Here is a 26,726-nt window from a genome sequence, read left to right as displayed (position 1 = left end):
GCGATCGGGTTGATCAGCTTGACGGTGATCGACACGTTATCGCCTGGCATGACCATTTCTTTGTCTGCTGGCAACTCGATCGAACCAGTCACGTCCGTCGTGCGGAAGTAGAACTGTGGACGATAGTTGTTGAAGAATGGCGTATGACGGCCGCCTTCGTCTTTCGACAGAACATAGATCTCGCCGGTGAAGTGGGCGTGCGGCTTGATCGAGCCCGGCTTTGCCAGAACTTGACCACGTTGCACGTCTTCACGCTTGGTGCCGCGCAGCAGCAGACCAACGTTGTCGCCTGCCTGACCTTGGTCCAGCAGTTTGCGGAACATTTCCACGCCGGTGCAAGTCGTTTTGACGGTATCGGTGATGCCGACGATTTCGATTTCTTCGCCGACCTTGATGATGCCGCGCTCGATACGACCGGTTACCACGGTACCGCGGCCCGAGATCGAGAACACGTCTTCCACTGGCATCAGGAAGGCGCCGTCAACAGCGCGCTCTGGCGTTGGGATGTAAGCATCCAGCGCATCGGCCAGACGCAGCACTGCGTCCACGCCCATTTCGCCTTCTTTGCCTTCCAGCGCCATACGTGCCGAACCTTTAATGATAGGCAGGTCGTCGCCTGGGAATTCGTACTTCGACAACAGCTCGCGCACTTCCATTTCCACCAGTTCCAGCAGCTCTGCGTCGTCGACCAGGTCGCACTTGTTCAGGAACACGATGATGTATGGAACGCCAACTTGGCGGGCCAGCAGGATGTGTTCGCGGGTCTGTGGCATTGGGCCGTCAGCTGCGGAGCACACCAGGATCGCGCCGTCCATCTGCGCGGCACCGGTAATCATGTTTTTGATGTAGTCGGCGTGGCCTGGGCAGTCAACGTGCGCGTAGTGACGCGTTTCCGTTTCGTACTCGACGTGGGCGGTGTTGATCGTGATACCACGCGCTTTTTCTTCTGGAGCTGCATCGATCTGGTCGTATGCTTTGGCTTCGCCGCCGAATTTCTTCGACAGAACCGTTGCGATTGCAGCGGTCAGCGTGGTTTTACCGTGGTCGACGTGGCCGATGGTGCCGACGTTGACGTGCGGCTTGGTCCGTTCGAATTTACCTTTTGCCATTTTATTCTTCCTTAGAACAATGATTTAAATGTAGGGACCGGCATTCTCGTGAAAGCCGGCCCGGAACTTCTATTACTTAGCTTTCGAGCTTACGATTGCTTCAGTCACATGCTTAGGTGCTTCAGCATAGTGCTTGAATTCCATCGTGTAAGTCGCACGACCTTGGGTCGACGAACGCAACGACGTGGCGTAACCGAACATTTCCGACAGAGGCACTTCGGCCTTGATGATCTTGCCGCCACCGCCAGCAATTTCATCCATACCTTGCACCATGCCGCGACGCGACGACAGATCGCCCATCACGGTACCGGCGTAGTCTTCCGGCGTTTCCACTTCCACGGCCATCATCGGCTCCAGGATGACTGGCGATGCTTTGCGGCAGCCATCTTTGAATGCCATCGAAGCGGCCATGCGGAATGCATTTTCGTTCGAGTCAACATCATGGTACGAACCGAAGAACAGCGTGACTTTCACGTCAACGACTGGGTAGCCAGCCATCACGCCCGAAGTCAGCGTGTCGCGCACACCTTTTTCAACTGCAGGGATGTATTCGCGAGGAACGGTACCGCCCTTGATCGCGTCTACGAATTCGAAGCCCTTGCCCGGCTCTTGCGGCTCGATCTTCAGAACCACGTGACCGTATTGACCACGACCACCCGATTGCTTGACGAATTTGCCTTCCGACTCTTCGCACACTTTACGGATCGTTTCGCGGTAAGCCACTTGTGGCTTGCCGACGGTGGCTTCAACGTTGAATTCGCGCTTCATGCGGTCAACGATGATGTCCAGATGCAACTCGCCCATACCGGCGATGATGGTCTGGCCCGATTCTTCATCGGTACGCACGCGGAACGATGGATCTTCTGCTGCCAGGCGGTTCAGCGCCAAGCCCATTTTTTCCTGGTCGGCCTTGGTTTTTGGCTCAACCGCTTGCGAAATCACTGGCTCAGGGAAGACCATGCGTTCCAGAACCACGCTTGCCTTGTCGTCGCACAGCGTATCGCCAGTGGTGGTGTCTTTCAGACCCACGACGGCGGCGATGTCGCCAGCGCGCATTTCCTTGATTTCTTCGCGTTCGTTCGCTTGCATCTGCACGATACGGCCGATACGCTCTTTCTTCTGCTTCACGGAGTTCAATACCGAGTCGCCCGAATTCAGGGTACCCGAGTAGCAACGGATGAAGCACAGCTGACCGACGAACGGATCGGTTGCGATCTTGAATGCCAGCGCCGAGAATTTCTCGTTGTCGTCAGCTTTACGCTCGACCGGCTGCTCATCTTCATCCAGACCAGGTACTGGTGGAATGTCGATAGGCGATGGCAGGTACTCGATGACCGCGTCCAGCATGGCTTGTACGCCCTTGTTTTTAAAGGCGGTACCACACAGCATTGGAACGATTTCGCTGGCGATGGTACGTTGACGCAGAGCAGCCTTGATCTCGGCTTCCGACAGGTCGCCTTCTTCCAGGTACTTGTTCATCAGGTCTTCCGACGCTTCAGCAGCGGCTTCCACCATGTTCTCGCGCCACTTGGCAGCATCGGCGGCCAGGTGGGCAGGAATGTCTTCGTATTCGAACTTCATGCCTTGCGAAGCGTCGTCCCAGATAACCGCTTTCATCTTGACCAGATCGATAACGCCGGTGAAGACGTCTTCAGCGCCGATAGGCATCTGGATAGGCACCGGGTTGGCTTTCAGGCGCGAACGCATCTGATCGTAGACCTTGAAGAAGTTGGCGCCGGTACGGTCCATCTTGTTCACGAAGGCCAGACGTGGCACTTTGTACTTGTTAGCCTGACGCCATACCGTTTCCGATTGTGGCTGCACGCCGCCGACTGCACAGTAAACCATGCAGGCGCCATCCAACACGCGCATCGAACGTTCCACTTCAATGGTGAAGTCAACGTGGCCTGGGGTGTCGATGATGTTGATGTGGTGCGCTGGGAAGTTGTTTGCCATGCCTTTCCAGAAGCACGTAACAGCAGCCGAGGTAATCGTGATGCCGCGCTCTTGCTCCTGTGCCATCCAGTCGGTGGTGGCAGCGCCATCATGGACTTCGCCCAGCTTGTGGTTCACGCCGGTGTAGAACAGGACGCGCTCGGTCGTGGTCGTCTTACCTGCATCGATGTGAGCGGAGATACCGATATTACGATAGCGCTCAATGGGGGTCTTGCGGGCCATAATTAATCCTAAATGAATGGACAAAACCGAGCAGCATTTTTTTGCAAAAATGAGCCCGGCCTCGAACAACAGATGCTTGACAGCCGCCTTGCGGTAGCTGGCTTTATATTAGAAGCGGAAATGCGAGAACGCTTTGTTCGCTTCAGCCATACGATGGACTTCGTCGCGTTTTTTCATCGCGCCGCCGCGGCTTTCAGCCGCTTCCATCAGCTCACCGCCGAGGCGTTGTGGCATCGATTTTTCGCTGCGCTTGTTAGCAGCCTCACGCAACCAACGCATGGACAGCGCCATACGACGGACTGGGCGAACTTCGACCGGCACCTGGTAGTTTGCACCACCGACGCGACGGGATTTCACCTCAACCAGCGGCTTGGCGTTGTTGATTGCGGTAGCAAAAACTTCGAGCGGATCTTTGCCCGATTTTGCTGCGATGTGCTCGAAAGCACCGTAGATGATGTTTTCTGCAACCGATTTCTTACCGGACAGCATCAGCACGTTTACAAATTTAGCGACATCAGTGTTGCCGAATTTTGGATCTGGCAAAATTTCGCGCTTGGGTACTTCACGACGACGTGGCATATCAATTCCTTTCAATCTTCAGTTGAGCGCGCGTTCTTCGCACACTCGCGGACGACCATCATAGTCCTCCACTTACTCGACCAGATGCGGTCGACTACATTCACTTAGCTAGTTGCCACTGAGCGAAACTTGGGTTTGCTGCGTACAACTTATTACTTCTTGCCTGCTTTAGCGCGCTTGGTACCGTACTTCGAACGCGATTGCTTACGGTCTTTGACGCCTTGGGTATCCAGGGCACCGCGAACCATGTGGTAACGCACACCCGGCAAATCCTTGACGCGGCCGCCGCGCAACAGCACAACACTATGCTCTTGCAGGTTATGGCCTTCACCGCCAATGTACGAAATGACTTCGAAACCATTGGTCAGGCGAACTTTAGCGACTTTACGCAGAGCCGAGTTAGGCTTCTTTGGAGTCGTGGTGTAAACACGTGTGCAGACGCCACGTTTTTGCGGGCTGTTTTCCAGCGCCGGCGATTTGCTCTTCACGGTCAAAGCGACGCGTGGATTGCGAATCAATTGATTGATGGTTGGCATCGTTATAAATCCAACAAAAAACTACGATTAATAACCCGGACAAGATGCCCGGCGACTAAAACCTCGTCCCGCTTTCATCTACTGCGCACCGGAGGCGCCCGCAGCCACTCGATAAGGAGCGGCCATGAAATGCCAAGCAATACGTAGACGATGAGCAGAATAAAATCGAGAACTCGCTAGTTTAGACCTTGTGTTACAGGGGGTCAATCAGTTTACCGCTTTTTGCTATAAAAAAAGGCAAAAAACGCGGGTGTTTGTGGCATTTTGACTAATCTTTGGCAACACCGCGCGGACGCCGGCATCGGGAAACGATTAATCATTTGACATTCTTTCCCTGCAACCAAGCATCGGACGCGCGCATTCTTGTATGACCGCAAGACAACAAAAGGATTGATAATAGCGGACATTTTTCGTTGCCCTCCTTTATGCGCTCCTTGCTTCGCCCCGCCAATCTGTTCCTGCTCCTGACGTATGCCTTGCTGACGGCCGTGCCCTTCGTGCCCGCGCTGCTGGGGCGTGCGATCGAGCATCCCTGGCAGATGCTCACCTTCGAGCTGCTGGCCTGGCTGGCCGTCTGGAGCGTGTTCAAGCGTCCCGCGTACTTCCACTGGCTGCTGGTGCCCGCCTTCCTGGCCCTGCCGACGGAAATCTACCTGTTCATCTTCTATGGCCAGGGCATTTCCACGCACCACCTGGGCATCATCTTCGAAACCAGCCCCAAGGAAGCGATGGAATTCCTCGGGCAAAAAGTGTGGCTGATGGGCGCCGTCATGCTGGGCGTGATCGCCTGGTGCCTGCTCGGCTGGTTTGCGGCCACGCGCACGCGCGACCTGGACTGGCGTGGCAAGACGCGCCCGGCCGCCTTCATATCGCTGATCCTGCTGGGCGGCTTCTGGTGGTATGGCTACGAATTCGGCTTCGACGCCAAGGTCCTGCACAGCGCTCCCGCGTCCGCCAAGGCCAGCCTACCGGCGGCCAGCGGCAAGGCGGGCGCCTCCGGCTTCGGCGACGCCAGCTCGGCCGACGACGAGACGGCCGAGGAGGACGAGGAAAGCAGCAAGCCGGAGAACGCCAGCATCGCCGGCGCCGATGAAACGGGCCTGGGCTGGCCCAGCCTGCCCCACTGGGCGCGCCTGCCCTACGCCGTCGACACCGTCAGCAATTCCTGGCCCTTCGGCCTGGCCGCGCGCGGCTTCGATTTCTACAAGGAGCGCAAGTACCTGGCCGAGCTGGGACGGAAAAGCAGCAGCTTCCGCTTCGGCGCGCACCAGCAACAGCCCGATCCCCATCCGGAAGTGGTGGTCATGGTGATCGGCGAATCGTCGCGCTACGACCGCTGGAGCCTGAACGGCTACGAGCGCGACACCAATCCCCTGCTGAAACAGGAAGCCAACCTGGTGCCGCTGGCCGACGTCATCACGGCCGTTTCCGCCACGCGCCTGTCCGTGCCCGTGATCATCTCGCGCAAGCCGGCCACGCAAAGCCTCAAGGATGGCTTCTCGGAAAAATCCTTCCTCACCGCCTACAAGGAAGCGGGCTTCAAGACGTACTGGCTGTCGAACCAGATCTCGTTCGGTCAGTTCGATACGCCCGTTTCCGTGTTTACCAAGGAAGCGGACGTGGTGCAATTTTTGAACCTGGGCGGCTTTACCAACAATTCGAACTTCGACCAGATCCTGTTCGACCCGTTCAAGAACGCGCTGGCCGACCCGGCGCCGAAAAAACTCATCGTGCTGCACACCCTGGGCAGCCACTGGAACTACAGCCAGCGCTATCCGAAATCGTTCGACAAGTGGCAGCCGTCGCTGTTCGGCGTCGACAAGCCCGTCTACACGGATACGGCCATCAAGCCACAGCTGAACAACAGCTACGACAGTTCCATCCTGTACACGGACTGGTTCCTGTCGCACGTGATCGGCATGCTGAAGGACGATGGCCAGCGCACCGCCCTGCGCAGCTCGCTCGTCTACGTGGCCGACCACGGCCAGACCCTGTACGACGGCAGTTGCCGCCTGGCCTTCCACGGGCATAACACGCAGTTCGAATTCCACGTGCCCGCCTTCGTCTGGTATTCGCCGCAATTCCAGCAACACTATCCGGACAAGGTGACGCAGCTGCAGCGCCACCGGAAGGCGCGCCTGTCGACGGAAAACATGTTCCACACCCTGCTCGACCTGGGCGACATCCGCTTCGCCGGCGAACAGCCCGAATGGAGCATCGCCAGCCCCCGCTTCAAGCAGCACAAGCGCTACGTCGACAGCTACGGCTGGACCAACTACGACAACGCCATCATCCGCGGCGATTGCCGCGAAGTGATCGACAAGAGCACGCCGGAAAAGCAGGACAAGTAAGCGCGGCCATCAAGCCCGTGCGAGCACGCCGCCGCAATCGGCCGGTTGCGCCATGTGCGTGCTGAGCCAGTCGAACACGCGCCCGGCCTTGTCCGCGATGCCGGCGTCAAAACCGCGCTGCGCCAGCAAGGCGATGCCATTCGTGGCCTGCAGCACGCCGGGCGCCAGCTGCAGCGCGCCCGCGTCATCGCGGCGCACGCACCATGGCGCCAGGCAGTCTTCCAGCAACGGTCCCAGCACCAGGTTGTGCGACGAGACGAGCACCAGGTGCTGCGCGGCCAGGCTGTGCAGCACGGCGGCGGCGGCCGCCACCGACTCCAGATGGTTCGTGCCGCGGAAGATTTCATCGATCAGAAACAGCGCCGGCGCCCCGCCCTCGGCCAGCGCCAGCAATTCGCGCGCGCGCCGCAATTCGGCGATATATAAACTCTCGCCGCCATCGAGCGAGTCTTCGTTCTGCATGCTCGCATACAGGGGCAGCATGGGCACCCGGGCCGCCTGCGCATGGCAAAAGCCAAAGGCGCGCGCACTGATCAGATTGAGGCCGACGCCGCGCAGCAAGGTGCTTTTGCCGATGGCGTTCTGGCCCGAAATGAAGGCGCCGCGGCCATCGAGCCGCAACGACAGCGGTACAGCGCCATCGAGCAGCGGATGCACCATGGCGTCGAGCGACAATTGCCGCGCATCGGCTTGCTGCACCCAGCAAAACTGCGTGCTAGCGCGCAGGTGGCGCGCCAGAGCCAGGTCCGCTTCCAGCCGGGCCACCTGGGTAAAGCTGTCGCGCAGAAAGGGCAGCTGCTGCGTCACCAGCTGGCGCGTGCGGAAGTAGCGCTTGACGTTTTTCAACAGGAGCCAGTCGCCATACTCGACCAGCAGCGTATCGATGAAGGGCACGTAATGCAGCAGCGAGCGCTCGATGGCGCGCGTCAGCTTGGCCGCCTGCGCGCCGCCGGCCGCCCATGGCAAAACTGCCGGCACCTCGAGCCGCGCCAGCGTGGCACGGGTTTTCAACAGCTGGCGCAAGGTAGCGAGCGTGCGTTCCCATAGCTTGGCGCTTTCGTAAAAACGTACCTGCACGTTCATCAGCGCCACACAGGCGGCCAGCACGCCAAACAGCGCCGGCCAGCCCACCAGCCAGCTGGCGGCGATGGCCAGCAACAAGGCCAGCGGCACCAGCGATAGCCAGGCGCTCCACCAGGGTGGCGATGCCAGCGCCGCACCGAACAAGGTCTCGCTCACTTCCGTGTCGGCCTGACGCAAGGGCAGGCAGGCGCGCTGCAGGCTGGCCGCCTGGGCCGGATCGTCCAGCAATCGCCGGACGCGCGCGATGGAGGCAGGATCGGCCTGGCCGCCGCTCAGGCGCCGGTGCAGCTCCTGCTGGCCGAGGATGCTGGTTTCGCGCGCCAGCTGCGCGCGAAAGGATAATCAAGCGCCGGCGCACAGGCGCGGGCAGGGAAAAGTTGCTGGAGGAATGGATGCATGGCGCCTGGGGAGGAGTCAAAAAGGAGTCGCCACAGCAGATGCAGACGATTGCCAATTTATTAAGTGCAATCTGCGCGGACGGAGATGCCGGACAGCGCGGACACGGCGGACAGCCGGACGCCAAAAATTTTTCCCATTCAAATCAATAGCTTAACAACTGGCACGGATCGTGCATTGGAAACGGCATCCTTCACGAGACCCGACCATGATCCGCGATACCTCTTCCCAAGACGCCGTACTGTCCGTCCCGCCCGGCCAGCGCCACCAGCGACGCGCCCTGCTGCTGGCCGGCGCCGTCATCGTCATCGGCGCCGCCATCGCTGTCGTGGCCGGCTGGCGCAACAGCGAGCATTCCGTCAACAGCAGCCGCCTGCGCATCGCCGACGTCACGCGCGGCACCCTGATCCGCGACGCGGCGGTGAATGGCCGCGTGGTGGCCGCCATCAGCCCCACCCTGTATTCGACCACGGTGGCCACCGTCACGCTGAAGGCGAAGGCCGGCGACACGGTCAAGAAGGGCGACATCCTGGCCGTGCTGGAATCGCCCGACCTGTCGGACGCGCTGAAACGCGAGCAATCGAGCGTGCAGCAGCTGGAAGCGGAAGTGGCGCGCCAGCAGATCCTGGCCAAGAAGCAGAAGCTGCTGGCGCGCCGCGAAGCCGATACGGCCGAAATCGAGCGCCTGTCCGCGCAGCGCACGCTGGAACGCTATGAAAGCGTGGCGCAGGTCGGCATCATCGCCAAGATCGATTACCAGAAGGCCAGGGATGCCTTGAATTCGGCCGACATCCGCAGCAAGCACGCCTCGCAGGCGGCGGGCCTGGAAAGCGAGGACGTGACCCTGGCCCTGAAAACAAAAGGCAATGAACTCGAACGCCAGCGCCTGGTGCGCGACAATGCCCAGCGCAGGGTCGACGAACTGACCGTGCGCGCCCCCGTCAATGGCTTCATCGGCACCCTGTCGGTGGCCAACCGCAGCGTGGTGCAAGCCAATACGGCCCTGATGACCCTGGTCGACCTGTCGCAGCTGGAAGTCGAGCTCGAAGTGCCTGAGACCTATGTGGCCGACATGGGCCTGGGCATGCGCGCCGAGATCGAAACGGGCGCCATCCGGGCGACCGGCAAGCTGTCGGCGCTGTCGCCCGAAGTGGTCAAGAACCAGGTGCTGGCGCGCGTGCGTTTCGACGGCGCGCAGCCGGCCGGCCTGCGCCAGAACCAGCGCGTGGCGGCGCGCCTGCTGATCGATGAAAAGCCGAATGTGCTGATGCTGGCGCGTGGCTCCTTCGTCGAAGCTGAAGGCGGCCGTTTCGCCTACGTCGTGCGCGACGGCGTGGCCATCCGCACGCCGATCAAGCTGGGCGCGACCAGTGTCGCGGCCGTGGAAATCCTCGACGGCTTGAAGCTGGGCGACAAGGTGGTGGTCGCCGGCACGGAAAACTTCGCGAACGCGGCCCGCGTCTCGCTCAACTAACAACACTCATCCAACCAGGAGCCCTCCATGCTGCGCATGCACAACCTGAGCAAAGTCTACCGCACCCACATGATCGAAACCCACGCGCTGCGCGGCTTCGACATCCATGTGCAACAAGGTGAATTCGTCACCGTCACGGGGCCGTCCGGCTCGGGCAAGACGAGCTTCCTGAACATCGCCGGCCTGCTGGAGGAATTCACCGATGGCGAATACATCCTCGACGGCGTCAACGTGAAAGGCATGAACGACAATGCCCGCTCGCGCCTGCGCAACGAGAAACTCGGCTTCATCTTCCAGGGGTTTAATCTGATCCCCGACCTGTCGCTGTTCGACAACGTCGACGTGCCGCTGCGCTACCGGGGCTTCAACCGCGCCGAGCGCAAGGAGCGCATCGAGGACGCGCTGGCCAAGGTGGGCCTGGCCTCGCGCATGAAACACTATCCGGCCGAATTGTCGGGCGGCCAGCAGCAGCGCGTGGCGATCGCCCGCGCGCTGGCCGGCTCGCCCAAGCTGCTGCTGGCCGACGAACCGACGGGCAACCTGGACACGCAGATGGCGCGCGGCGTGATGGAACTGCTGGAAGACATCAACGCGCAAGGCACCACCATCCTGATGGTGACGCACGATCCCGAACTGGCGCTGCGTTCGCAACGCAACGTGCACATCATCGACGGCCAGGTGTCGGACCTGGTGCAGCACCACGCCACGCTGTCGGCCAGGCCGCAGCACCCGGCGACCGCGTAAGGAGAGCACATGTTCCGCTACTATTTCACCTTGGGCTTGCGCAGCCTGCGCCGCAACCGCGCCCTGACCGCGCTGATGGTGCTGACCCTGGCCGTCGGCGTGGCCGCCAGCGTGGCCACCGTCACCATCCTGCACGCCATGTCGGGCGACCCGCTGCCGCACAAGAGCGACCGCATGTTCGTGCCGGTGATCGACATCCTGCCCGTCAAGGGCTATGTCCCCGGTGAAAAACCGGGCTTTGCACAAATGCAGATGAGCTATATCGATGCGCGCAATTTCATGGCCAGCAAAATCGGCGTGCGCCGCACCGTCATGTACGGCGTGGCCGGTCCGGTCGAGCCGGCGCGCAAGGATATCGGGTCCTTCAACTCCCAGGGCATGGCGCCCACCCGCGAATTTTTTACCATGTTCGAAGCCCCCTTCCTGCATGGCCAGCCATGGAGCGAAGCCGATGACGCCAGCGGCGCCGACGTGATCGTCCTGAGCCGTGCGCTGGCCGAAAAACTGGTCGGCACGCACAACCCGGTCGGCCAGCGCGTCACGGTGCTGGGCCGGCCTTACATGGTAACGGGCGTGCTGGCGACCTGGGACGTGGTGCCACGGCCCCACCACATCATCGGCAGCAAGGGAGCATTCGGTCCCGAAGATGAATTCTTCATCCCGTTTGCCAGCGCGATTCGCCACGAGACGGGACACGACGGCGGCATGAGCTGCCATGGCGACCAGACCGCTCCCGGCTACCAGGGCATGCTCGCCTCGGGCTGCACCTGGCTGCAGTTCTGGTTCGAAATGGCCGGCAGCGGCGAGCGTGGCCAGTTGCAGCAATATCTGGATGCCTATGCGGGAGAGCAGCGCAAGCTGGGACGCATGATGCGCAATGCGCCCAACAAGCTGTATGACTTGAACGAATGGATGAGCTACCTGCAAGTGGTCGACAACGACAACAAACTGGCGGCATGGCTGGCCTTCGGCTTTCTGTTGCTATGCCTGGTCAACACCATCGGCCTGCTGCTGGCGAAGTTTTCCGTGCGCGCCAGCGAGGTCGGCATCCGCCGCGCGCTGGGCGCCACGCGGCGCGACATCTTCCGCCAGTTCCTGATCGAAAGCGGCGTGATCGGGCTGGCCGGTGGCGTGATCGGCCTGCTGCTGGCGTTTGGCGTGCTGGCCGTGGTCAGCCAGCAGTCGAAGGAACTGGGCACCGTGGCGCACATGGATGTGCCGATGCTGCTGCTGACGTTTGCCATGTCGGTGCTGGCGGCCCTGCTGGCCGGCCTGTTGCCGACCTGGCGCGCCTGCCAGGTGACGCCGGCGATCCAGCTCAAGTCCCAATGACACCCACTTATTCACTATGAGGTCCAGCATGGAAATACGTCCCATCCTGTCGGCGCTGATGCGCAGCAAAACCGGCGCCATTCTGGTGGCCGTGCAGGTCGCCATCAGCCTGGCCATCCTGGCCAACGCCCTGCACATCGTGAACCTGCGCCAGGCCGTGGCCGCGCGGCCCACCGGCGTGGCCGCTGAAAACGACATTTTTTATGTCAATATCCAGAACATGAATCGCGGCGGCCACCAGCGCCAGCTGGCCGAGCAGCGGCGCCAGGCGGCCCTGCTGCGCGCGCTCCCGGGAGTGCTATCGGTGGCGCAGACCTCGCAGGCGGTACTGTCGCGTTCGGGCAACTACACCAGCGTGTCGGTCAAGCGGGGACAGGCCTCGCCCAGCGCCGAAGTCTCCACCTATTTCAGTCCCGATTCGCTGATCCGAACGTATGGCTTGCAGCTGGTGGAGGGGCGCGATTTCCGGCCTGACGAGGTGCCCGAGATCGATGAAGATGTCGACGACAGCTCGCCCAAGGTTGTGATACTGACGCGGGCGGCGGCGCAGAAAATCTGGCCCGGCGAGACCAGCTTTGTCGGCAAGTCCTTGTACCAGGGTACCGGCTCGGACGATCCGGAACTGCGCGTGGTGGGCATCGTCGAGCGGCTGCAGACCCAGGGCGCGCAGGTCAAGCAGAGAGGCGAGTATTCGGCCCTGCTGCCGGCACGCCTGACGGGCGGGCGCGATAATCTGATATACGCAGTGCGGGCCGCCCCTGGCCAGCGCGACCGCCTGATGCAGGAAGCCGAGCAAGCCATCCGCACTTCCAGCAGCGACCGCCTGCTGGTGCGCACCGACACCCTGGAACAGCACCGCCAGTTGCGCTACCGGGCCGACCGCGGCCTGTCCTGGATGCTGATCGCCGTGTCGACCCTGCTGCTGCTGGTCACCGCCAGCGGCATCGTCGGCATCGCCAGCCTGTGGGTGACGCAGCGCAGGAAGCAGATCGGCGTGCGGCGCGCGCTCGGCGCGCGCCGCATCGACATCCTGCGCTATTTTTTGACGGAGAATTTCATGATCACCAGCGTCGGCGTGGCGGGCGGCGTGCTGCTGGCCCTGGGCTTGAACCAGCTGCTGGTCAGCCAGCTGGAAATGGCGCGCCTGCCGCCCGGCTACCTGCTGGCCGGCGCGCTGGTATTCTGGCTGCTGGGCGTGGGCGCCGTGTACGGCCCGGCATGGCGCGCGGCCAGTATTTCGCCGGCCACTGCCACCCGCAGTACCTGAGCCGCCACCTCAGTGATATGCTGCGCGCATGCCTACCGTACTGATTATCGACGACAATGCCGCCGTGTCCATCGCGCTCGACGTGCTGTTCTCCCTGCACGAGATCGACGCCGTGCGCGCCGCCTCGCCCGAGGAGGGCCTGCACCTGCTCGAGCGCCACGCCATCGACCTGGTGGTGCAGGACATGAACTTCACGGCCGACACCACGTCGGGCGAGGAAGGCGGCGCGCTGTTCCATGCCATCCGCGCGCGCTACCCGGACCTGCCCGTCATCCTGCTGACGGCATGGACCCAGCTCGACGCGGCCGTCGACCTGATCAAGTCCGGCGCGGCCGACTACCTGGCCAAGCCATGGGATGACCGGCGCCTGATCGCCAGCGTGCAGAATCTGCTGGAACTGGGACAGGCCAACCGCGCGCTGCGCCAGCGCGTGGTGGCCGAGCAGCGCCAGCGCCACGCGCTGGAACACGACTTCGACTTGCGCGGCATGGTGTGGCAAGACCCGGCCACGGAAAGAGTGGTGCACCTGGCGTGCCAGGTGGCGCGCGCCGACGTGCCCGTGCTTATTTCAGGGCCGAACGGCAGCGGCAAGGAGCGCATCGCCGCCATCGTGCAAGCCAATTCCCAGGTCGCCAGCGGCCCCTTCGTCGTGCTCAATTGCGGCGCCGTGCCGGTCGAGCTGATCGAGGCGGAACTGTTCGGCGCCGAGGCAGGCGCCTACACCGGCATCACGCGCGCGCGCGACGGCAAGTTCGACGCGGCCGACGGCGGCACGCTCTTCCTCGACGAGATCGGCAACCTGCCGCTGGCCGGACAAATGAAACTGCTGCGCGTGCTGGAAACGGGACGCTTCGAGCGCCTCGGCTCGAACCGCGAACGGCAAGTGAAAGTGCGCGTCATCAGCGCCAGCAACGCCGACCTGCCGGCGATGATCAAGGCCGGCACGTTTCGCGAAGACCTGTTCTACCGCCTCAACGTGATCGAGCTGCGCCTGCCGCCGCTGGCCCAGCGCCCGCTGGACATCCTGGTGCTGGCACAACATTTCCTGGGCAATGAAAAATCCCTCGACGCGCAGGCGCAAGCCACCCTGCTGGCCCACGGCTGGCCGGGCAATGTGCGTGAACTGAAAAACGTCATGCAGCGCGCCAGCCTGCTGACGGCCGGTGCCGTGATCCGCGCGCAGGAAACAGGCTTGCCGCTGGCGGGCGTGCCGTCGCTGCGCGCGCCGCAGGATGCCGCCGCGACGGAACCGGACCGCGACAGCGTCACCGCGGCGCTCGCGCGCGCACACGGCGTGGTGGCGCAGGCGGCGCAGGAACTGGGGCTGTCGCGCCAGGCGCTGTACCGGCGCATGGAGCGCCTGGGCATCGCGCGCGGCTGATGGCCTACCGTCCCATGCGCCTTTCCCTGCTCACGCGCTGGACGGCGCTGATCGTCACCTTGCTGGTGCTGGGCATCGTCATCGCCCTGCTGCTCGCGCATTTTTTACCCGGCCAGCCGCTGCTGGTGCTGGCCGGTACGCTGCTGTGCGTGCTGCCGGTGGCCGTCATTACCATCCGCGCGCAGCTGCAAGCGATGCTGTCCCTGTTTCGCGCCTTGAGCGGCACGGTCGCCAGCTACCAGGACGGCGACTTCGGCTTCAGCTTGCGCTGGCCGCAGAACGATGAACTGGCCGACCTGGTGGCGGCTCACAATGCGCTCGGCGACGTGCTGCGCAAGCAGCGCCTGGACCTGGTGCAGCGCGAACTGCTGCTCGACACCATGGTGCAAAATACGCCGGTGGCCATGCTGCTGGTGGCCGAGGGCAGCGCCATCGTCTACGCCAACCTGGCCGCGCGCCAGTTGCTGCACCAGGGACGGCGCCTGGAAGGACAGCGCCTGACCGACATCGTGCGCGAGGCATCACCGGCCCTGGCCGAGGCGCTGGCGCGCCGCAACGACGGCCTGTTTACCAGCGGCGAAGGGGAACAGGAAGAGGTATATCACCTGGCGCGGCGCAGCTTCAGCCTGAACGGGCGCAAGCACGAACTGCTGCTGTTGCGCCAGCTGACCCTGGAACTGCGCCGCCAGGAAGTGCAGACCTGGAAAAAAGTCATCCGCGTCATCAGCCATGAACTCAACAACTCGCTGGCGCCGCTGGCTTCGCTGGCCCATTCCGGCGCCGAGCTGGTGCGCCGCGGCCAGACGGAGCGCCTGCCGCAGATCCTCGCCACCATCGAGGAGCGCACGCGCCACCTGGAAACCTTCATCCTCGGCTATGCGCGCTTTGCCAAGCTGCCCGCGCCGCGCCTGGCGCCGTGCGAATGGCCCCCCTTCCTCGACAGCCTGGCCTCGCAAGTGGCCTTCACGCTGGACGGCCCGCCGCCCGCGCAGGCGGCCGTGTTCGATGCGGCGCAAATGCAGCAGGCGCTGCTGAACCTGCTCAAGAACGCGCAGGAGTCCGGCTCCACGCTACAGCATATCGGCCTGCACGTGAGCCAGGCGCATGGCCAGCTGCGCATCGAAGTGCGCGATCGCGGGCCGGGCATGAGCGGCGCCGTCCTGGAAAACGCGCTGGTGCCGTTTTACTCCACCAAGCGCAGCGGCACGGGACTTGGCCTGGCCCTGGCGCGCGAAATCGCCGAAGCCCATGGCGGGCGCATCACCCTGGCCAACCGCGAGGGCGGCGGACTGGCCGTCACCTTGATTCTTCCTTTGCTGGACAGAAATTAGTTCCTCGGGTAACGATTTTTAAAGCACACTCTCCGCAATTATTTTTCGGTGCAATATTGATAATTAGAGTTTTAAATTACACAACTATTTGCGCCGCATGCCCGTATGTTAGAAATAAGCTATTTAAGTTTGCATAATGATATAAAAATAGCTCATTGACAACGAAATATCTTGGCGATAATTTATCACCGCGGTACGGTTTTTTTTGAAACATTAATCGTCTTTTCGCGGGGATCAACATGAAACTAAAATCACTCATCGCAGCGGCAGTACTCGGTGCTGCCTCCATCGGCAGCGCCAGCGCCACCGCCTACACCGTCAACCTCGTCAACACCACGGGCAATCTGTGGACCAGCGGCTTCAACGCCGTGCCCAGCCCGCTCGGCGACTTCACGGATACCTTCACGTTCACACCGAATGCGACCTTCGGTTCCACCGCGCAAGCGTTCCTGGCCAACCTGTCCGTCACGGGCTCGGACAGTTCCTCCATCCACTTCACCGGCGCCAACCTGAACGGCATTTCGCTCAGCGGCTTTGGCGGCCCCACCGTCTTTGGCTATGCCCAGGGCGAAGTCCTGGCGCCGACGAGCATCCTGTTCAATGGCCCGCTGGTCCTCACCGTCATGGGCAACACCAAGGGCGGCAGCTATGGCGGCGTCTTCAACCTGAACCTGGCTCCCGTTCCTGAACCGGAAACCTATGGCATGCTGCTGGCCGGCCTGGGCATACTCGGCTTCCTGGCGCGACGCCGCAAGCAAGCTTGAACGCACCACCCAAAAGACGCCACGGCGTCTTTTTTCATGTGGCTGCTACACTGGCGGCATGACGACCGATTTTATCTCCACCAGCCACGCCGCTTTCAGCCACCCTGGCCACCCGCCCGCTACCACCACCGAACACCGCGGCATCCGCTACCTGCACCTGGGCACCAAGTGGGTGCAGGGCGCCATGCGCCTGGACAAGCCCGACGCCATCGAACTCGAATACGTGCAGATGATGATGATGTGGATGCTGTTCAAGACGCAGCCCAAACGCATCGTGCAACTGGGCCTGGGCAGCGCCGCGCTGACCAAATTCAGCTACCGCCGCTTCCCCGACGCCACGGTCACGGCCATCGAACTCAATCCGAACGTGATCGCCATCTGCGGCGCCCAGTTCGCGCTGCCGCCGAACGACGCGCGCCTCGACGTGCGCGAAATGAATGCGCTCGACTTCGTGTTCGACCCCGCCAACCACGGCACGGTCGACGCGCTGCAGGTGGACCTGTACGACGAGGACGCGCGCGGCCCCGTGCTCGACACGCCCGAGTTCTACCAGGCTTGCTTCGACTGCCTGACGGACGACGGCATCATGTGCACGAATGTCTTCGGCGACTTCCCCAACTACGACAAGAATTTGCAGGCGATGGAACTGGTCTTCGACGCCGTCGTCTGGGTGCCGGAAATGGAAGATGAAAACATCGTCGTGCTGGCCTTCAAGAAATCGCCATCGCTCGACTTCAGCGAGTTATACGAACGCGCCGCCACCATCAAGAAGCAGTTCAACCTGCCCGCCAAGAACTGGGTCAACGGCTTGAAGCAGTGGATGCAGGACCAGCAGTAAGGCATTTAAACAAAACGCCGCATCACGCCGGCAGCAGCGCGCCCAAGCGACGCGCCAGGCCATCCATGTGTTCGGCCGGCACCTGCGCATATCCGAGCAGGAAGCCGTTCCAGCCGGCGCCCTCGCCCGTGCCATGGGCGGACAGCGCCAGCGCCACGATGCCATCCTGCGCGGCGCGCCGGCTCAGCGCCAGGTCGTCCCATGCGCCATCGTGAAAACGCAGCGCCAGGTGCATGCCGGCCGTGCCGCCATGGATGGCCGCGCCCCCGCACGCATGGCGCAGCAAGGCCTCGCCCAGGGCGTCGCGGCGCTGGCGGTACAGGCGGCGCATGCGCCGCACGTGACGCGCAAACAGGCCGCTGCGCAGGAACTCGGCCAGCGCCAGCTGCTCGGCCACGCGGCCCCGCGCGGCGCCCTGCGCCTGCATCTGCGCGAAGGCCCCCGCCAGCGCGGCCGGCACGACGATAAAAGCCAGGCGCAAGGCGGGAAACATGGTCTTGCTGAAGGTCCCCAGGTACACGACGGGCGCGTCGGCCACCAGGCCCTGCATGGCGGCCAGCGGCGGGCCGCCATGGCGAAATTCGCTGTCGTAATCGTCTTCGATGATCAGGGCGCCCGCGGCACGCGCGCGTTCGAGCAGCGCCATGCGGCGCGCGGGGCTGAGCACGCTGCCCGTCGGATACTGGTGCGACGGCGTCGTGTAGATCAGGCGCGGCGGCGTGGCGTGCCAGTCGTCGTCCGTCGGCGCGATGCCATCCATGTCGACGGCGATGCCGGTGACCTGCAGGCCGGCGCCACGGCCCGCCGCCAGCGCGCCGCCATAGCCGGGATGCTCGATCCATAGTGTATCGCCCTGGTCGGCAAAGGCGCGCAGACAGACATCGAGACTGCTTTGCGTGCCGTCCGTGATGAACACCTGGCCCGCATCGCAGACGACGCCGCGCGCGGCGCGCAAATGCTCGGCGATGGCCAGGCGCAGCTGCGGCTCGCCGGCCGGGTCGCCGTAATTGAGCTGGCGCGGCGTCAGCGCGCGCCACGCGCGGTCCAGCATGCGCCGCCACTGCGCCAGCGGAAATTCGTCGAGCGCCGGCACGCCTGGCGCGAACGCACCCATCGCGTCGGCGGGAAACACCAACGCCGCATTCACATCCTGTCCCGCCACGCCGCGCAAATGCCGGGCGCGGCGCGACAAGCCATCCTGAGCGCCGCCCACCGGCGATACCGCCGGCACGCCGGCGCTGCCGGCGACGACGGTGCCGCGCCGGTCCGGCAAGACAAACCCTTCGCTGGCTAATTGCTCGTAGGCGTACAGCACGGTATTGCGCGCCAGTCCCAGTTCCGCGGCCAGCACGCGCGTGGCGGCCAGCCGCGCGCCGGGCGCCAGCTGGCCGCTGCGGATCGCCGCGCGCAGGCATTCATGCAGCAGGCGCTGGCGCGGCCAGCCCCGCTCGCGGTGCGTGCGCTCGAATGCATTCAGCAGCAAAGCGAAATCCATGCGCTTCCCCTCATCGTGGCTCTACATTATTTATCAGTTCTGGATCTTTTTTCAGGGCCAGATGCCGATTATAGTGCGGCCTGTCTCCTCAACCAACCGGATTTCCGCCATGACCGCTACCGCCCTGCCTCCCAGCCCCCGTACCCGCGTGCGCCGCGTCGCCGAACTGGCCAGCTACGAGCAAGCCGCCCTGTACGCTATCCTCGACGCGGCCTATCTGTGCCATATCGCCTTCCAGGACGAGCACGGCAGCCATTGCATCCCGACCGCCTGCTGGCGCATCGGCGGCCACCTGTACATCCATGGCTCGAACGGCAGCCGCATGCTCAAGCAGCTTCTGCGCGATACGGACGTGTGCGTGACGGTGACCCATCTCGACGGCCTGGTACTGGCGCGCTCCGCCTTCAACCACACCATGAACTACCGCTCGGCGATGGTGTACGGGCAGTTTGAAAAAGTAAGCGATATCGGCCAGCAGCATGCGGCCATGGATGCGTTGATGGAAAAGCTGGCGCCGGGACGCCTGGCGCACGTGCGCGGCGGCAGCGCCAAGGAATACGCGGCCACCACCGTGCTGCGCATCGCGCTCGACGAATGCGCCGTCAAGCAGCGCAAGGGTGGCCCACTGGACGACGCGGGCGACATGGCGCACGTCGTCTGGACGGGCGAACTGCCGTTTACGCACGGCCGTGGCGCGGCCATCGCCGATGCGCTCAACACCAGCGCCATGCCCGCGTATGCCGCCGCATGGGGCATGGAATCCGCTTGACCGGCCGGCGCGCTTGCCCGATGATCGGCGTTGATGGCGATCGCCACCAAGTTACCAACCGATCCAATCACGCATGGAGCATATGATGATGAAGCGAGTATCCCTGGCCGCGGCCCTGACGGTCATGCTGGCCTGTGGCGGCAGCGGCGCGGCACTGGCCGCCGACACGGACGACGCGGCCCTGAAGGCTGCCATCGCCGGCAGTGCGCGCACGCCGGCCAACGCGCTGCGCGACGGCGCCCGCCACCCGTATGAAACGCTGACGTTCTTCGGCATCAAGCCGACCATGACGGTGGTCGAACTGGCGCCCGGCGGCGGCTGGTACACGGAAATCCTGGCGCCCTACCTGCGCGAGCACGGCAAGCTGATCGCCGCCGGCAACGACCCGCAGTCCAGCAGCGAAGGCGCACGCCGCGGCGCGGCGCGCTTCCAGCAGAAACTCGACGCCAATCCGGCCGCTTTCGGCAAGGTGGAAATCGGCGCCTTCGCGCCGCCCACCACCTACCGCATCGCGCCCAAGGGCACGGCCGACATGGTGCTCACCTTCCGCAATATCCACAACTGGATCCCGATCGGCGAAGCCGGCATGCAGACCCTGTTCAAGGAAGTGTATGACAGCCTGAAACCAGGCGGCGTGTTCGGCGTCGTCGAGCACCGCCTGCCGGCGAACAGGGCGCAGGACGCCACGGCCAGCAGCGGCTACATGCACGAAGCGTATGTGATCAAGCTGGCCGAAGGCGCGGGTTTCAGGCTGGCGGCCAAGTCGGACATCAACGCCAATCCGAAAGACACGGCGGACCACCAGGGCGGCGTCTGGGCGCTGCCGCCCACCTACGCCAACAAGGATGTGGAGCGGGCCAGCTACACGGCCATCGGCGAGAGCGACCGCATGACCCTGAAGTTCGTCAAGCCATAATGTGCAGAAGGCCACCTCACGGTGGCCTTCTGATTCCTGCTTTACTTCTTGCCTTCCTTCGGCTTCACCGGCACCAGGCTCAGGTCCTGGAAGTCGTAGCTGAAATCCGTCTCGGCCGACACGGGCGCCATTTTGACCCGGTCGATGCTGCCGTCGGGATTGAGCGAGAACGTCACGTAGGCGTCGGCGTTGAAATTGCGCTCTTTCCAGCGCACGATGAAGGTGTCGTGCTGCCAGTGTTCCAGCTCGCCCGTCAAGTCCGGCGTGCGCGTGAAAGTGAGGATGTGCTTTTTCCCCTCCGGCTTGATCACGACCTTGCCATACCAGGCGTCTTCATATTCGCCGTCGTACGCCGCCAGCGGCAGCGATGGCTGCGATCTGGCCGCGCGCGCGCTCGATGCCTTGCGCTGCTTTTTCACTTCCTCGGCATGCTGCTCCTGCTCCACCTTGGCCACCAGCGCCAGCCAGTCGGACGGCGCCGCCTGCAGGTAATGGTCGAGGATGCGCCATTGCAGCGCCGTCATGGAACCGCCATTTTCCGCATTGGTGAGGATGGCCACGCCCAGCTTTGCTTCCGGCACCATCACCACGCGCGAATAAAATCCCTGCAGCGCGCCGCCGTGCATGGCGACCTTCATGCCCTTGTAGTCGCGCAGCTGGAAGCCCAGGCCATATGCGCTGAAGTTCGGCTTCGTCGCGGCCAGCGCCGGCTTCGGCTCGGCAATCTTGATCGGCGTTTGCGCCGTCCACATTTCGCGGCCCTGCTTTTCGCTGAACAGGCGCGCATCCTTGCCATCCTTGTCCTTCACGCCGGCGATCTTGCCGCCGTCGAGCAGCACCATCATCCACTTGGCGATATCTTCCGCATTCGTGTTGATGCCGACGGCGCCCACGGCGTTCGGCACGGGCATGGATTTGACGGCGGTGATCTTGCCGTCGATCTTGCTGTGCGCGCTGGCGATGTCGGACTTGCCCGCGTTTTCCGCCAGGCTGGTGGTGGTGCCCGTCATGCCCAGCGGCGCCAGGATGCGTTCATGCATGGCCTCGCCCCAGCTTTTTCCCGCCTTGTCGGCGATGATCTTGCCGGCCACGATGTACAGCAGGTTATCGTAGGCATAGCTGTTGCGAAAACTCGTGGCCGGGCGGATGTAGCGCAGCTTCTCGATGATCTCGTCGGTGGAAAACGTGGTGGTCGGCCACCACAGCAAGTCGCCCGCACCCAAGCCCAGGCCGCTGCGGTGCGTCAGCAGGTCGCGCACGGTCATGGCGCCCGTCACGTAGGAATCGTGCATCTGGAAGCCGGGCAGGTGCTTGGTGACGGGATCGTCCCAGACCAGCTTGCCATCGTCGACCAGCATGGCCAGCGCGGCGGCCGTGAAGCCTTTCGAGTTCGATGCCACTTCAAACAAAGTCTGTGCATCGACGGCGGCCGGCTCGCCCAGCTTGCGTACGCCAAAGCCCTTGGCGGTGACGATCTTGCCATCCTTGACGATGGCGATCGCCATGCCAGGCACGTCGAACACTTTCAGGGCGGTGGCGACGTCGCGCTCAAGATCGAAGGCGGGCGCGGGCGCCGGTGCGGCGGCAACGACGGGGACTGCATCAACGGCCAGCGCCGGCAAGGCGATGCTGGAAAACGCCAGCACGATGGCGGCGGCGAGACGGTTCATGGTATGCATGGTCAGGATGTCCAAGGAAGGTTCAATGCGCTTGCGCGGCCATCAGTTTATCGACGCTTTCCTGCGTCACCGGGTGGTAGCGTTCGCGCGCCTGCGCATACACGTCCTTGGCCCAGGCATGGCCTTGCGGCGTCTTCATCAAGGCGCCGTACAGGGGCACGACGAACTTCTGGCGGCCCACGCTCATCAGGAATGCCTGCAAGGGCTGGCGCACGTCGTAGCCGGCGTTCACGGAGGCCAGATAGAAGCGGTAGGCGACTTCATTGTTGCCGCTCTTGCCCACGCCGTAGACCTGGTCCAGTTCGCGCAATTGCGCCGCGCTGGCCTTGTTGTTGATGTCGTTCAGGAAGTGCATCGATTCGATGGCGATCCACTTGTCCATGCCCAGGTCTTTGGTCGACAGCTCGCCCTTGAGCCAGGCGTCGCGGTGCTGGTCGAGCAGCGCCAGGCGCGGCGAGACGACGCGCTGCGCGCTGGCCGGCACGCCCGTCCCATACAGCCACTCATCAAGTTCCGCCGGCGGCATCACGTCCGGATGCTGCGCCAGCAGGTTCTTGCGCAGGTAGGTGATGAACTGCTCCGTCGTCACGCTCTGGAACGCATGCTGGTCGAACCAGCCGCGCAGGAAGGGGTCGAACACGGCGCGGCCGGCGCGACGCTCCATGGTGGCCAGGAACCACGCGCCTTTCGGGTAGATGATGCCGTCGTCCGTGTACGTTTCGGCCGGATTGGCGTCCGCGTCGCGCGTGATCAGTGCCGTTTTCGCCGCCGGCAGTTCCTTGATCGAGGCGGCCAGTTCTTCCTGGTCGACCTGCACGCCCATCTGCGCCACTTCGCTGCCATACAGCTGCTCGACGATGCGCGTGGTGACGTAGGTGGTGAAACCTTCGTTGAGCCACATGTGCTTCCACGACGCGTTGGTGACCAGGTTGCCCGACCACGAGTGGGCCAGTTCATGCGCGATCAGGTCGACCAGGCTGCGGTCGCCCGCGATCATGGTCGGCGTGAGGAAGGTCAGGCGCGGATTTTCCATGCCGCCGTAGGGGAACGATGGCGGCAGCACGATCATGTCGTAGCGTCCCCAGCCATACGGGCCGTACAGCGCCTCGGCCGCCTGGATCATCTTTTCCGTGTCGGCCAGCTCGTACTCGGCCGCCTTGATGCGCGGCGGTTCCGCATACACGGCCGAACGGGGACCGAGCTTGCGTACTTCCAGTTCGCCGATGGCGATGGCCAGCAGGTACGAGGGAATCGGCTGCGGCATCCTGAATTTCCAGCCGCCCTTGCCCGTCGCCTTGTCGTCATTCTCGGCGCTCATCACGACACGCATGCCGCTTGGCGCCTCGATGCGCGCGCCATAGGTGAAACGCACGGCCGGCGTATCCTGCGACGGCACCCACGAGCGGGCGTTGATGCTTTGCGACTGGCTGAACATGAAAGGCAGCTTGCCCGACATGGTTTGCTGCGGCGTGAGCCACTGCAGCGCGATGGCGTTCGGCGCCGTGTGATAGTAGACGCGCACCTTGCCCGGCTGGCCGGTGGTGGTGATGCGCAGCGCCTGGCCCTTTTCCGGGTCGGCCTTGTCCAGCTGATACGGCGCCATCTGCCATGCGCCGCGCTTGTCCTGTACCTGCACCTTCGCGATCGACAAATCGCGCGTATCGAGCACCAGGGTGCGCGCCGCCGGATCGATCCAGTTCAAGGACAGCTCGGCATAGCCGGACAGGGTCTTTTGCTTGAAATCGGCTTTCAGGTCCAGCTGCAGGTCGCGCGTGCGCACCTGGTCGTAGCGCGCGTAGCTGAGGGGGTCGGCGTGCGCGGCCAGGGTCACCTGGCAAAGTAGCGCACAGCCCAGCGCGCGCAGGAAGGTCAAAGTTTGCATGGTCGTCTTTTGAATGATTTGCGAAAGCCCCGGTCCGTGTGCGCCGGGGCGTCGCGCAGAATAGCACTTCCGGCGCGGGCCGGCAGAAAAAAGCGCCGGACCGGCCGGCGCTGTTTCCCTATTTTGCTTCCGGCCTGATCTCGGCCTTGGCCTCGGCCTTGGCCTCGGGCGTTTTCAGCGGCGTATTGAAATCCTTCATCAGGTTGTTCTTGTCGCGGTCCAGCTTGAACAATTCCAGGCGCGACGGCGTGATTTTTCTCGGCCAGGCGTTGTTGCTGGTGTCGATGTCGGCCGTCTCCCAGTACGGGTCCTGCACCAGGCCCACCATCGGCTCATCCGTGATGATGACCTTGCTGATCTTGTGCGGCGCATAGCGCCACACTTCGGCCGGCACGCGCTCGATGATCTTCTTGCCGCTTTTGAGTTCGATTTCCAGGATCAGCGGCATCACCAGGCCGCCCAGATTCGAAAAGTCGACCAGGTACAGATGCTTGCCCAGGTTGCGCTGTTCCAGCAGCTTTCTCTCCCACGGCTCCAGCGTTTCCTGCTCTTCCGCATAGCTGTTGCGGTCCTTGTTGGTGACCGTGAATTCATCGTGCCGGTTATAGAAATCCTTCAGCGCCGGATCGGCGTCGACCTTCTTCGGCAGCGCCTTGTTGCGCTGGTCCGAGATCGAGATGGGCTGCGCCGCCTTCTGCGCCTTCTTCCACGCTTTCTCGACTTCCGGATTCTTCGTGCTCACGCCATATTCGCTGATGCCGTCGATGCTGATGTCGACCGCGTCGGTGGTATAGAACCAGCCGCGCCAGAACCAGTCCAGGTCGGTGCCGGACGCGTCTTCCATGGTGCGGAAAAAGTCGGCGGGCGTGGGGCGCTTGAACTTCCAGCGCAAGGCGTACTGCTTGAAGGCGAAGTCGAACAGTTCGCGCCCGAGGATGGTTTCGCGCAGGATGTTGAGCGCCGTGGCCGGCTTGTCGTAGGCGTTCGCCGTGAACTGCAGCAAGGATTCGGAGTTGGTCATGATGGGCACCTGGTTCTGGCTGCGCATGTAGTCGACGATCTTGCGCGGTTCGCCATTCCAGGAAGGGAAATGTTCTTCCCACGCCTGCTCGGCCAGGTACTGCAGGAAGGAATTGAGGCCTTCGTCCATCCACGTCCACTGGCGCTCGTCCGAGTTGACGATCATGGGAAAATAATTGTGCCCCACTTCGTGGATGATCACGCCGATCAGGTCATACTTCGTCGTCTTCGAATACGTGCGTTCCCCCGTTTTCTTGTCCTTCACGGGGCGTCCGCCATTGAACGAGATCATCGGATACTCCATGCCGCCCACGGCGCCATTGACGGAAACCGCGTTCGGATACGGGTAGTCGAAACTGTACTTGTTGTATTGCTCGATGGCGTGCACGACGGCGCGCGTACTGTACTGCTGCCACAGCGGATTGCCCTCGTTCGGATAATACGACATGGCCATCACGCGCTTGCCGCCGCTATTGAGCCCCTGCGCATCCCAGATGAACTTGCGGCTCGACGCCCACGCCACGTCGCGCACATTGGCCGCCTTGAAGTGCCAGGTTTTCATGCCTGTGGCTTTACCCTTTTCCGCCGCCAGCGCCTCTTCCGGCGTGATCACCAGCAGCGGCGTATCGCTGTTTTTCGCCCGCGCCAGGCGCTCGCGCTGCGCCGCGCTCAGCACGGCGGCAGGATTTTGCAGCTCGCCCGTGGCCGCCACCACGTGGTCGCCCGGCACCGTCAGATACAGCTCGTAGTCGCCAAACTCCAGCGTGAATTCACCGGAGCCGAGGAACTGCTTGTGCTGCCAGCCGACGGCGTCGTAATACGCGGCCATGCGCGGAAACCACTGCGCGATCTGGAAAATCGCGTTCTTGTCGTCTTCAAAATATTCATAGCCGGAGCGCTCGACCAGCACCTTCTGATCGTTGATTTTATAGGACCAGTCGATATGAAAACTGATGCTCTGGCCCGGCGCCAGCGCGACCGGCAAATCGATGCGCAGCATGGTCTGGTTGATCACGTAATGCAGCGGCTTGCCGCCAGCCGACCTGACGCTGGCGAGATTGAAGCCGCCATCAAAGGTGCGGCCTTCCTGGATGGCACGCCAGTCCTCGAATTTCAATGCCTCATCCTCGCTGCCACTGAGCCAGGCCTGGCGCGACGGCGCGCTCAATACGCGGCGCTGGTCCGCGTCCTTGCGGATGCCATTCTGGTCCAGCTGCAGCCACAGATACGCCAGGCTGTCGGGCGAGCGGTTGTGATACGTGATCTGTTCGCTGGCCGTGATTGCGCGACGTTCTTCGTCGAGCGTGGCGCGGATCACGTAATCGGCGCGCTGCTGCCAGTAGGCGTGGCCCGGCGCGCCGGACGCGGTGCGGTAGGCTGTCGGCGTGGGCAGCAGCTCATCGAGCTGGCGGAACTTGTCGTCGAACGGCACGCCGGCGCACTGGCCGGACAAGGAGGCAAGCAACAGGCAATACAAGGCAAGCAAGCGGACGAGGACCGGCATGGCGCATTCCATCGGGGAGTCGTGAACAGACTGCATTCTAAGTCGAGTCTGTTTGCAGATCGATCATTGTTGTCGAAGTCCCACACACCAGGCCGCGC

General features: G+C 63.1%; 20 protein-coding genes. 11 read left to right on the top strand and 9 right to left on the bottom strand.

Translation table 11 applies throughout. The features are described 5' to 3' along the window. The 4 genes from tuf to rpsL form a co-directional block, all read right to left on the bottom strand. On the bottom strand, positions 1–1,109 hold a 1,109-nt coding region (gene tuf, locus J0O65_RS09005; protein ID WP_215406075.1), incomplete at its 3' end, for an elongation factor Tu. 72 nt (positions 1,110–1,181) lie between these two features. Continuing rightward, positions 1,182–3,287: an elongation factor G gene (gene fusA, locus J0O65_RS09000; protein ID WP_131378985.1), complete on the bottom strand. Its 2,106-nt coding sequence runs from the start codon at positions 3,285–3,287 to the stop codon at positions 1,182–1,184. A gap of 108 nt (positions 3,288–3,395) precedes the next feature. Beyond that, positions 3,396–3,866, bottom strand: coding sequence for a 30S ribosomal protein S7 (gene rpsG / locus J0O65_RS08995; RefSeq protein WP_010394377.1), 471 nt, complete (start codon positions 3,864–3,866; stop codon positions 3,396–3,398). A 152-nt stretch (positions 3,867–4,018) separates the two neighbouring features. Next, entirely contained in the window at positions 4,019–4,402 is a 384-nt protein-coding gene (rpsL, locus tag J0O65_RS08990) for a 30S ribosomal protein S12 (RefSeq protein WP_010394376.1), read from the bottom strand. Positions 4,403–4,827: 425 nt separating this feature from the next. Here rpsL and J0O65_RS08985 point away from each other — a divergent pair, with 425 nt between their 5' ends. Further along, positions 4,828–6,753 (top strand): phosphoethanolamine transferase, encoded by a 1,926-nt coding sequence (locus J0O65_RS08985; protein WP_215406073.1) that lies wholly within the window; start codon positions 4,828–4,830, stop codon positions 6,751–6,753. 9 nt (positions 6,754–6,762) lie between these two features. Here J0O65_RS08985 and J0O65_RS08980 read toward each other — a convergent pair whose 3' ends face one another. After that, on the bottom strand, positions 6,763–8,064 hold the full coding sequence (locus tag J0O65_RS08980) for a MutS-related protein (RefSeq protein WP_215406071.1): 1,302 nt from the start codon (positions 8,062–8,064) through the stop codon (positions 6,763–6,765). Between the two features lie 376 nt (positions 8,065–8,440). Between J0O65_RS08980 and J0O65_RS08975 the strand changes: the two genes are divergently transcribed. From J0O65_RS08975 to J0O65_RS08940, 8 genes are all read left to right on the top strand, one after another. Continuing rightward, entirely contained in the window at positions 8,441–9,706 is a 1,266-nt protein-coding gene (locus J0O65_RS08975; RefSeq protein WP_215406069.1) for an efflux RND transporter periplasmic adaptor subunit, read from the top strand. Between the two features lie 27 nt (positions 9,707–9,733). Next, positions 9,734–10,450 carry an ABC transporter ATP-binding protein gene (locus J0O65_RS08970; RefSeq protein ID WP_215406067.1) on the top strand — a complete coding sequence of 239 codons (717 nt, stop codon included), beginning with the start codon at positions 9,734–9,736 and terminating at the stop codon, positions 10,448–10,450. Between the two features lie 9 nt (positions 10,451–10,459). Then, positions 10,460–11,782, top strand: a complete 1,323-nt coding sequence (locus J0O65_RS08965; RefSeq protein ID WP_215406065.1) for an ABC transporter permease — start codon at positions 10,460–10,462, stop codon at positions 11,780–11,782. A gap of 28 nt (positions 11,783–11,810) precedes the next feature. After that, complete coding sequence (locus tag J0O65_RS08960; protein ID WP_215406063.1) at positions 11,811–13,049, top strand: ABC transporter permease; 1,239 nt, start codon at positions 11,811–11,813, stop codon at positions 13,047–13,049. 28 nt (positions 13,050–13,077) lie between these two features. Further along, positions 13,078–14,430, top strand: coding sequence for a sigma-54-dependent transcriptional regulator (locus J0O65_RS08955; RefSeq protein ID WP_215406061.1), 1,353 nt, complete (start codon positions 13,078–13,080; stop codon positions 14,428–14,430). Between the two features lie 14 nt (positions 14,431–14,444). Beyond that, positions 14,445–15,761: a sensor histidine kinase gene (locus J0O65_RS08950; protein WP_251373611.1), complete on the top strand. Its 1,317-nt coding sequence runs from the start codon at positions 14,445–14,447 to the stop codon at positions 15,759–15,761. Between the two features lie 239 nt (positions 15,762–16,000). Next, on the top strand, positions 16,001–16,525 hold the full coding sequence (locus J0O65_RS08945) for an FxDxF family PEP-CTERM protein (protein WP_215406057.1): 525 nt from the start codon (positions 16,001–16,003) through the stop codon (positions 16,523–16,525). Between the two features lie 58 nt (positions 16,526–16,583). Further along, positions 16,584–17,363, top strand: a complete 780-nt coding sequence (locus J0O65_RS08940) for a spermine/spermidine synthase domain-containing protein (RefSeq protein ID WP_215406056.1) — start codon at positions 16,584–16,586, stop codon at positions 17,361–17,363. A gap of 22 nt (positions 17,364–17,385) precedes the next feature. On the opposite strand, the gene pdxR is transcribed toward J0O65_RS08940, so the two are convergent. Further along, the gene (gene pdxR, locus J0O65_RS08935; RefSeq protein ID WP_215406055.1) at positions 17,386–18,858 is read right to left on the bottom strand and encodes a MocR-like pyridoxine biosynthesis transcription factor PdxR; all 1,473 of its coding nucleotides are present in this window, start codon (positions 18,856–18,858) and stop codon (positions 17,386–17,388) included. A gap of 109 nt (positions 18,859–18,967) precedes the next feature. Here pdxR and J0O65_RS08930 point away from each other — a divergent pair, with 109 nt between their 5' ends. Continuing rightward, positions 18,968–19,627: a pyridoxamine 5'-phosphate oxidase family protein gene (locus tag J0O65_RS08930; protein WP_215406054.1), complete on the top strand. Its 660-nt coding sequence runs from the start codon at positions 18,968–18,970 to the stop codon at positions 19,625–19,627. An 85-nt stretch (positions 19,628–19,712) separates the two neighbouring features. Then, the gene (locus J0O65_RS08925) at positions 19,713–20,543 is read left to right on the top strand and encodes a class I SAM-dependent methyltransferase (protein ID WP_502793550.1); all 831 of its coding nucleotides are present in this window, start codon (positions 19,713–19,715) and stop codon (positions 20,541–20,543) included. Positions 20,544–20,584: 41 nt separating this feature from the next. Here the strand turns inward: J0O65_RS08925 and J0O65_RS08920 are convergent, their stop codons facing one another. From J0O65_RS08920 to J0O65_RS08910, 3 genes are all read right to left on the bottom strand, one after another. Further along, positions 20,585–22,222 carry a serine hydrolase gene (locus tag J0O65_RS08920; RefSeq protein WP_215406052.1) on the bottom strand — a complete coding sequence of 546 codons (1,638 nt, stop codon included), beginning with the start codon at positions 22,220–22,222 and terminating at the stop codon, positions 20,585–20,587. Between the two features lie 22 nt (positions 22,223–22,244). Further along, positions 22,245–24,104 (bottom strand): M1 family metallopeptidase, encoded by a 1,860-nt coding sequence (locus J0O65_RS08915; RefSeq protein WP_215406051.1) that lies wholly within the window; start codon positions 24,102–24,104, stop codon positions 22,245–22,247. A gap of 118 nt (positions 24,105–24,222) precedes the next feature. Further along, complete coding sequence (locus tag J0O65_RS08910) at positions 24,223–26,628, bottom strand: M1 family metallopeptidase (RefSeq protein ID WP_215406050.1); 2,406 nt, start codon at positions 26,626–26,628, stop codon at positions 24,223–24,225. Positions 26,629–26,726 lie beyond the last annotated feature (98 nt).

The sequence above is a fragment of the Janthinobacterium sp. JC611 genome (assembly GCF_018682595.1).
Taxonomy (GTDB): domain Bacteria; phylum Pseudomonadota; class Gammaproteobacteria; order Burkholderiales; family Burkholderiaceae_D; genus Janthinobacterium.
This window is presented reverse-complemented; position numbering and strand designations above follow the sequence as displayed.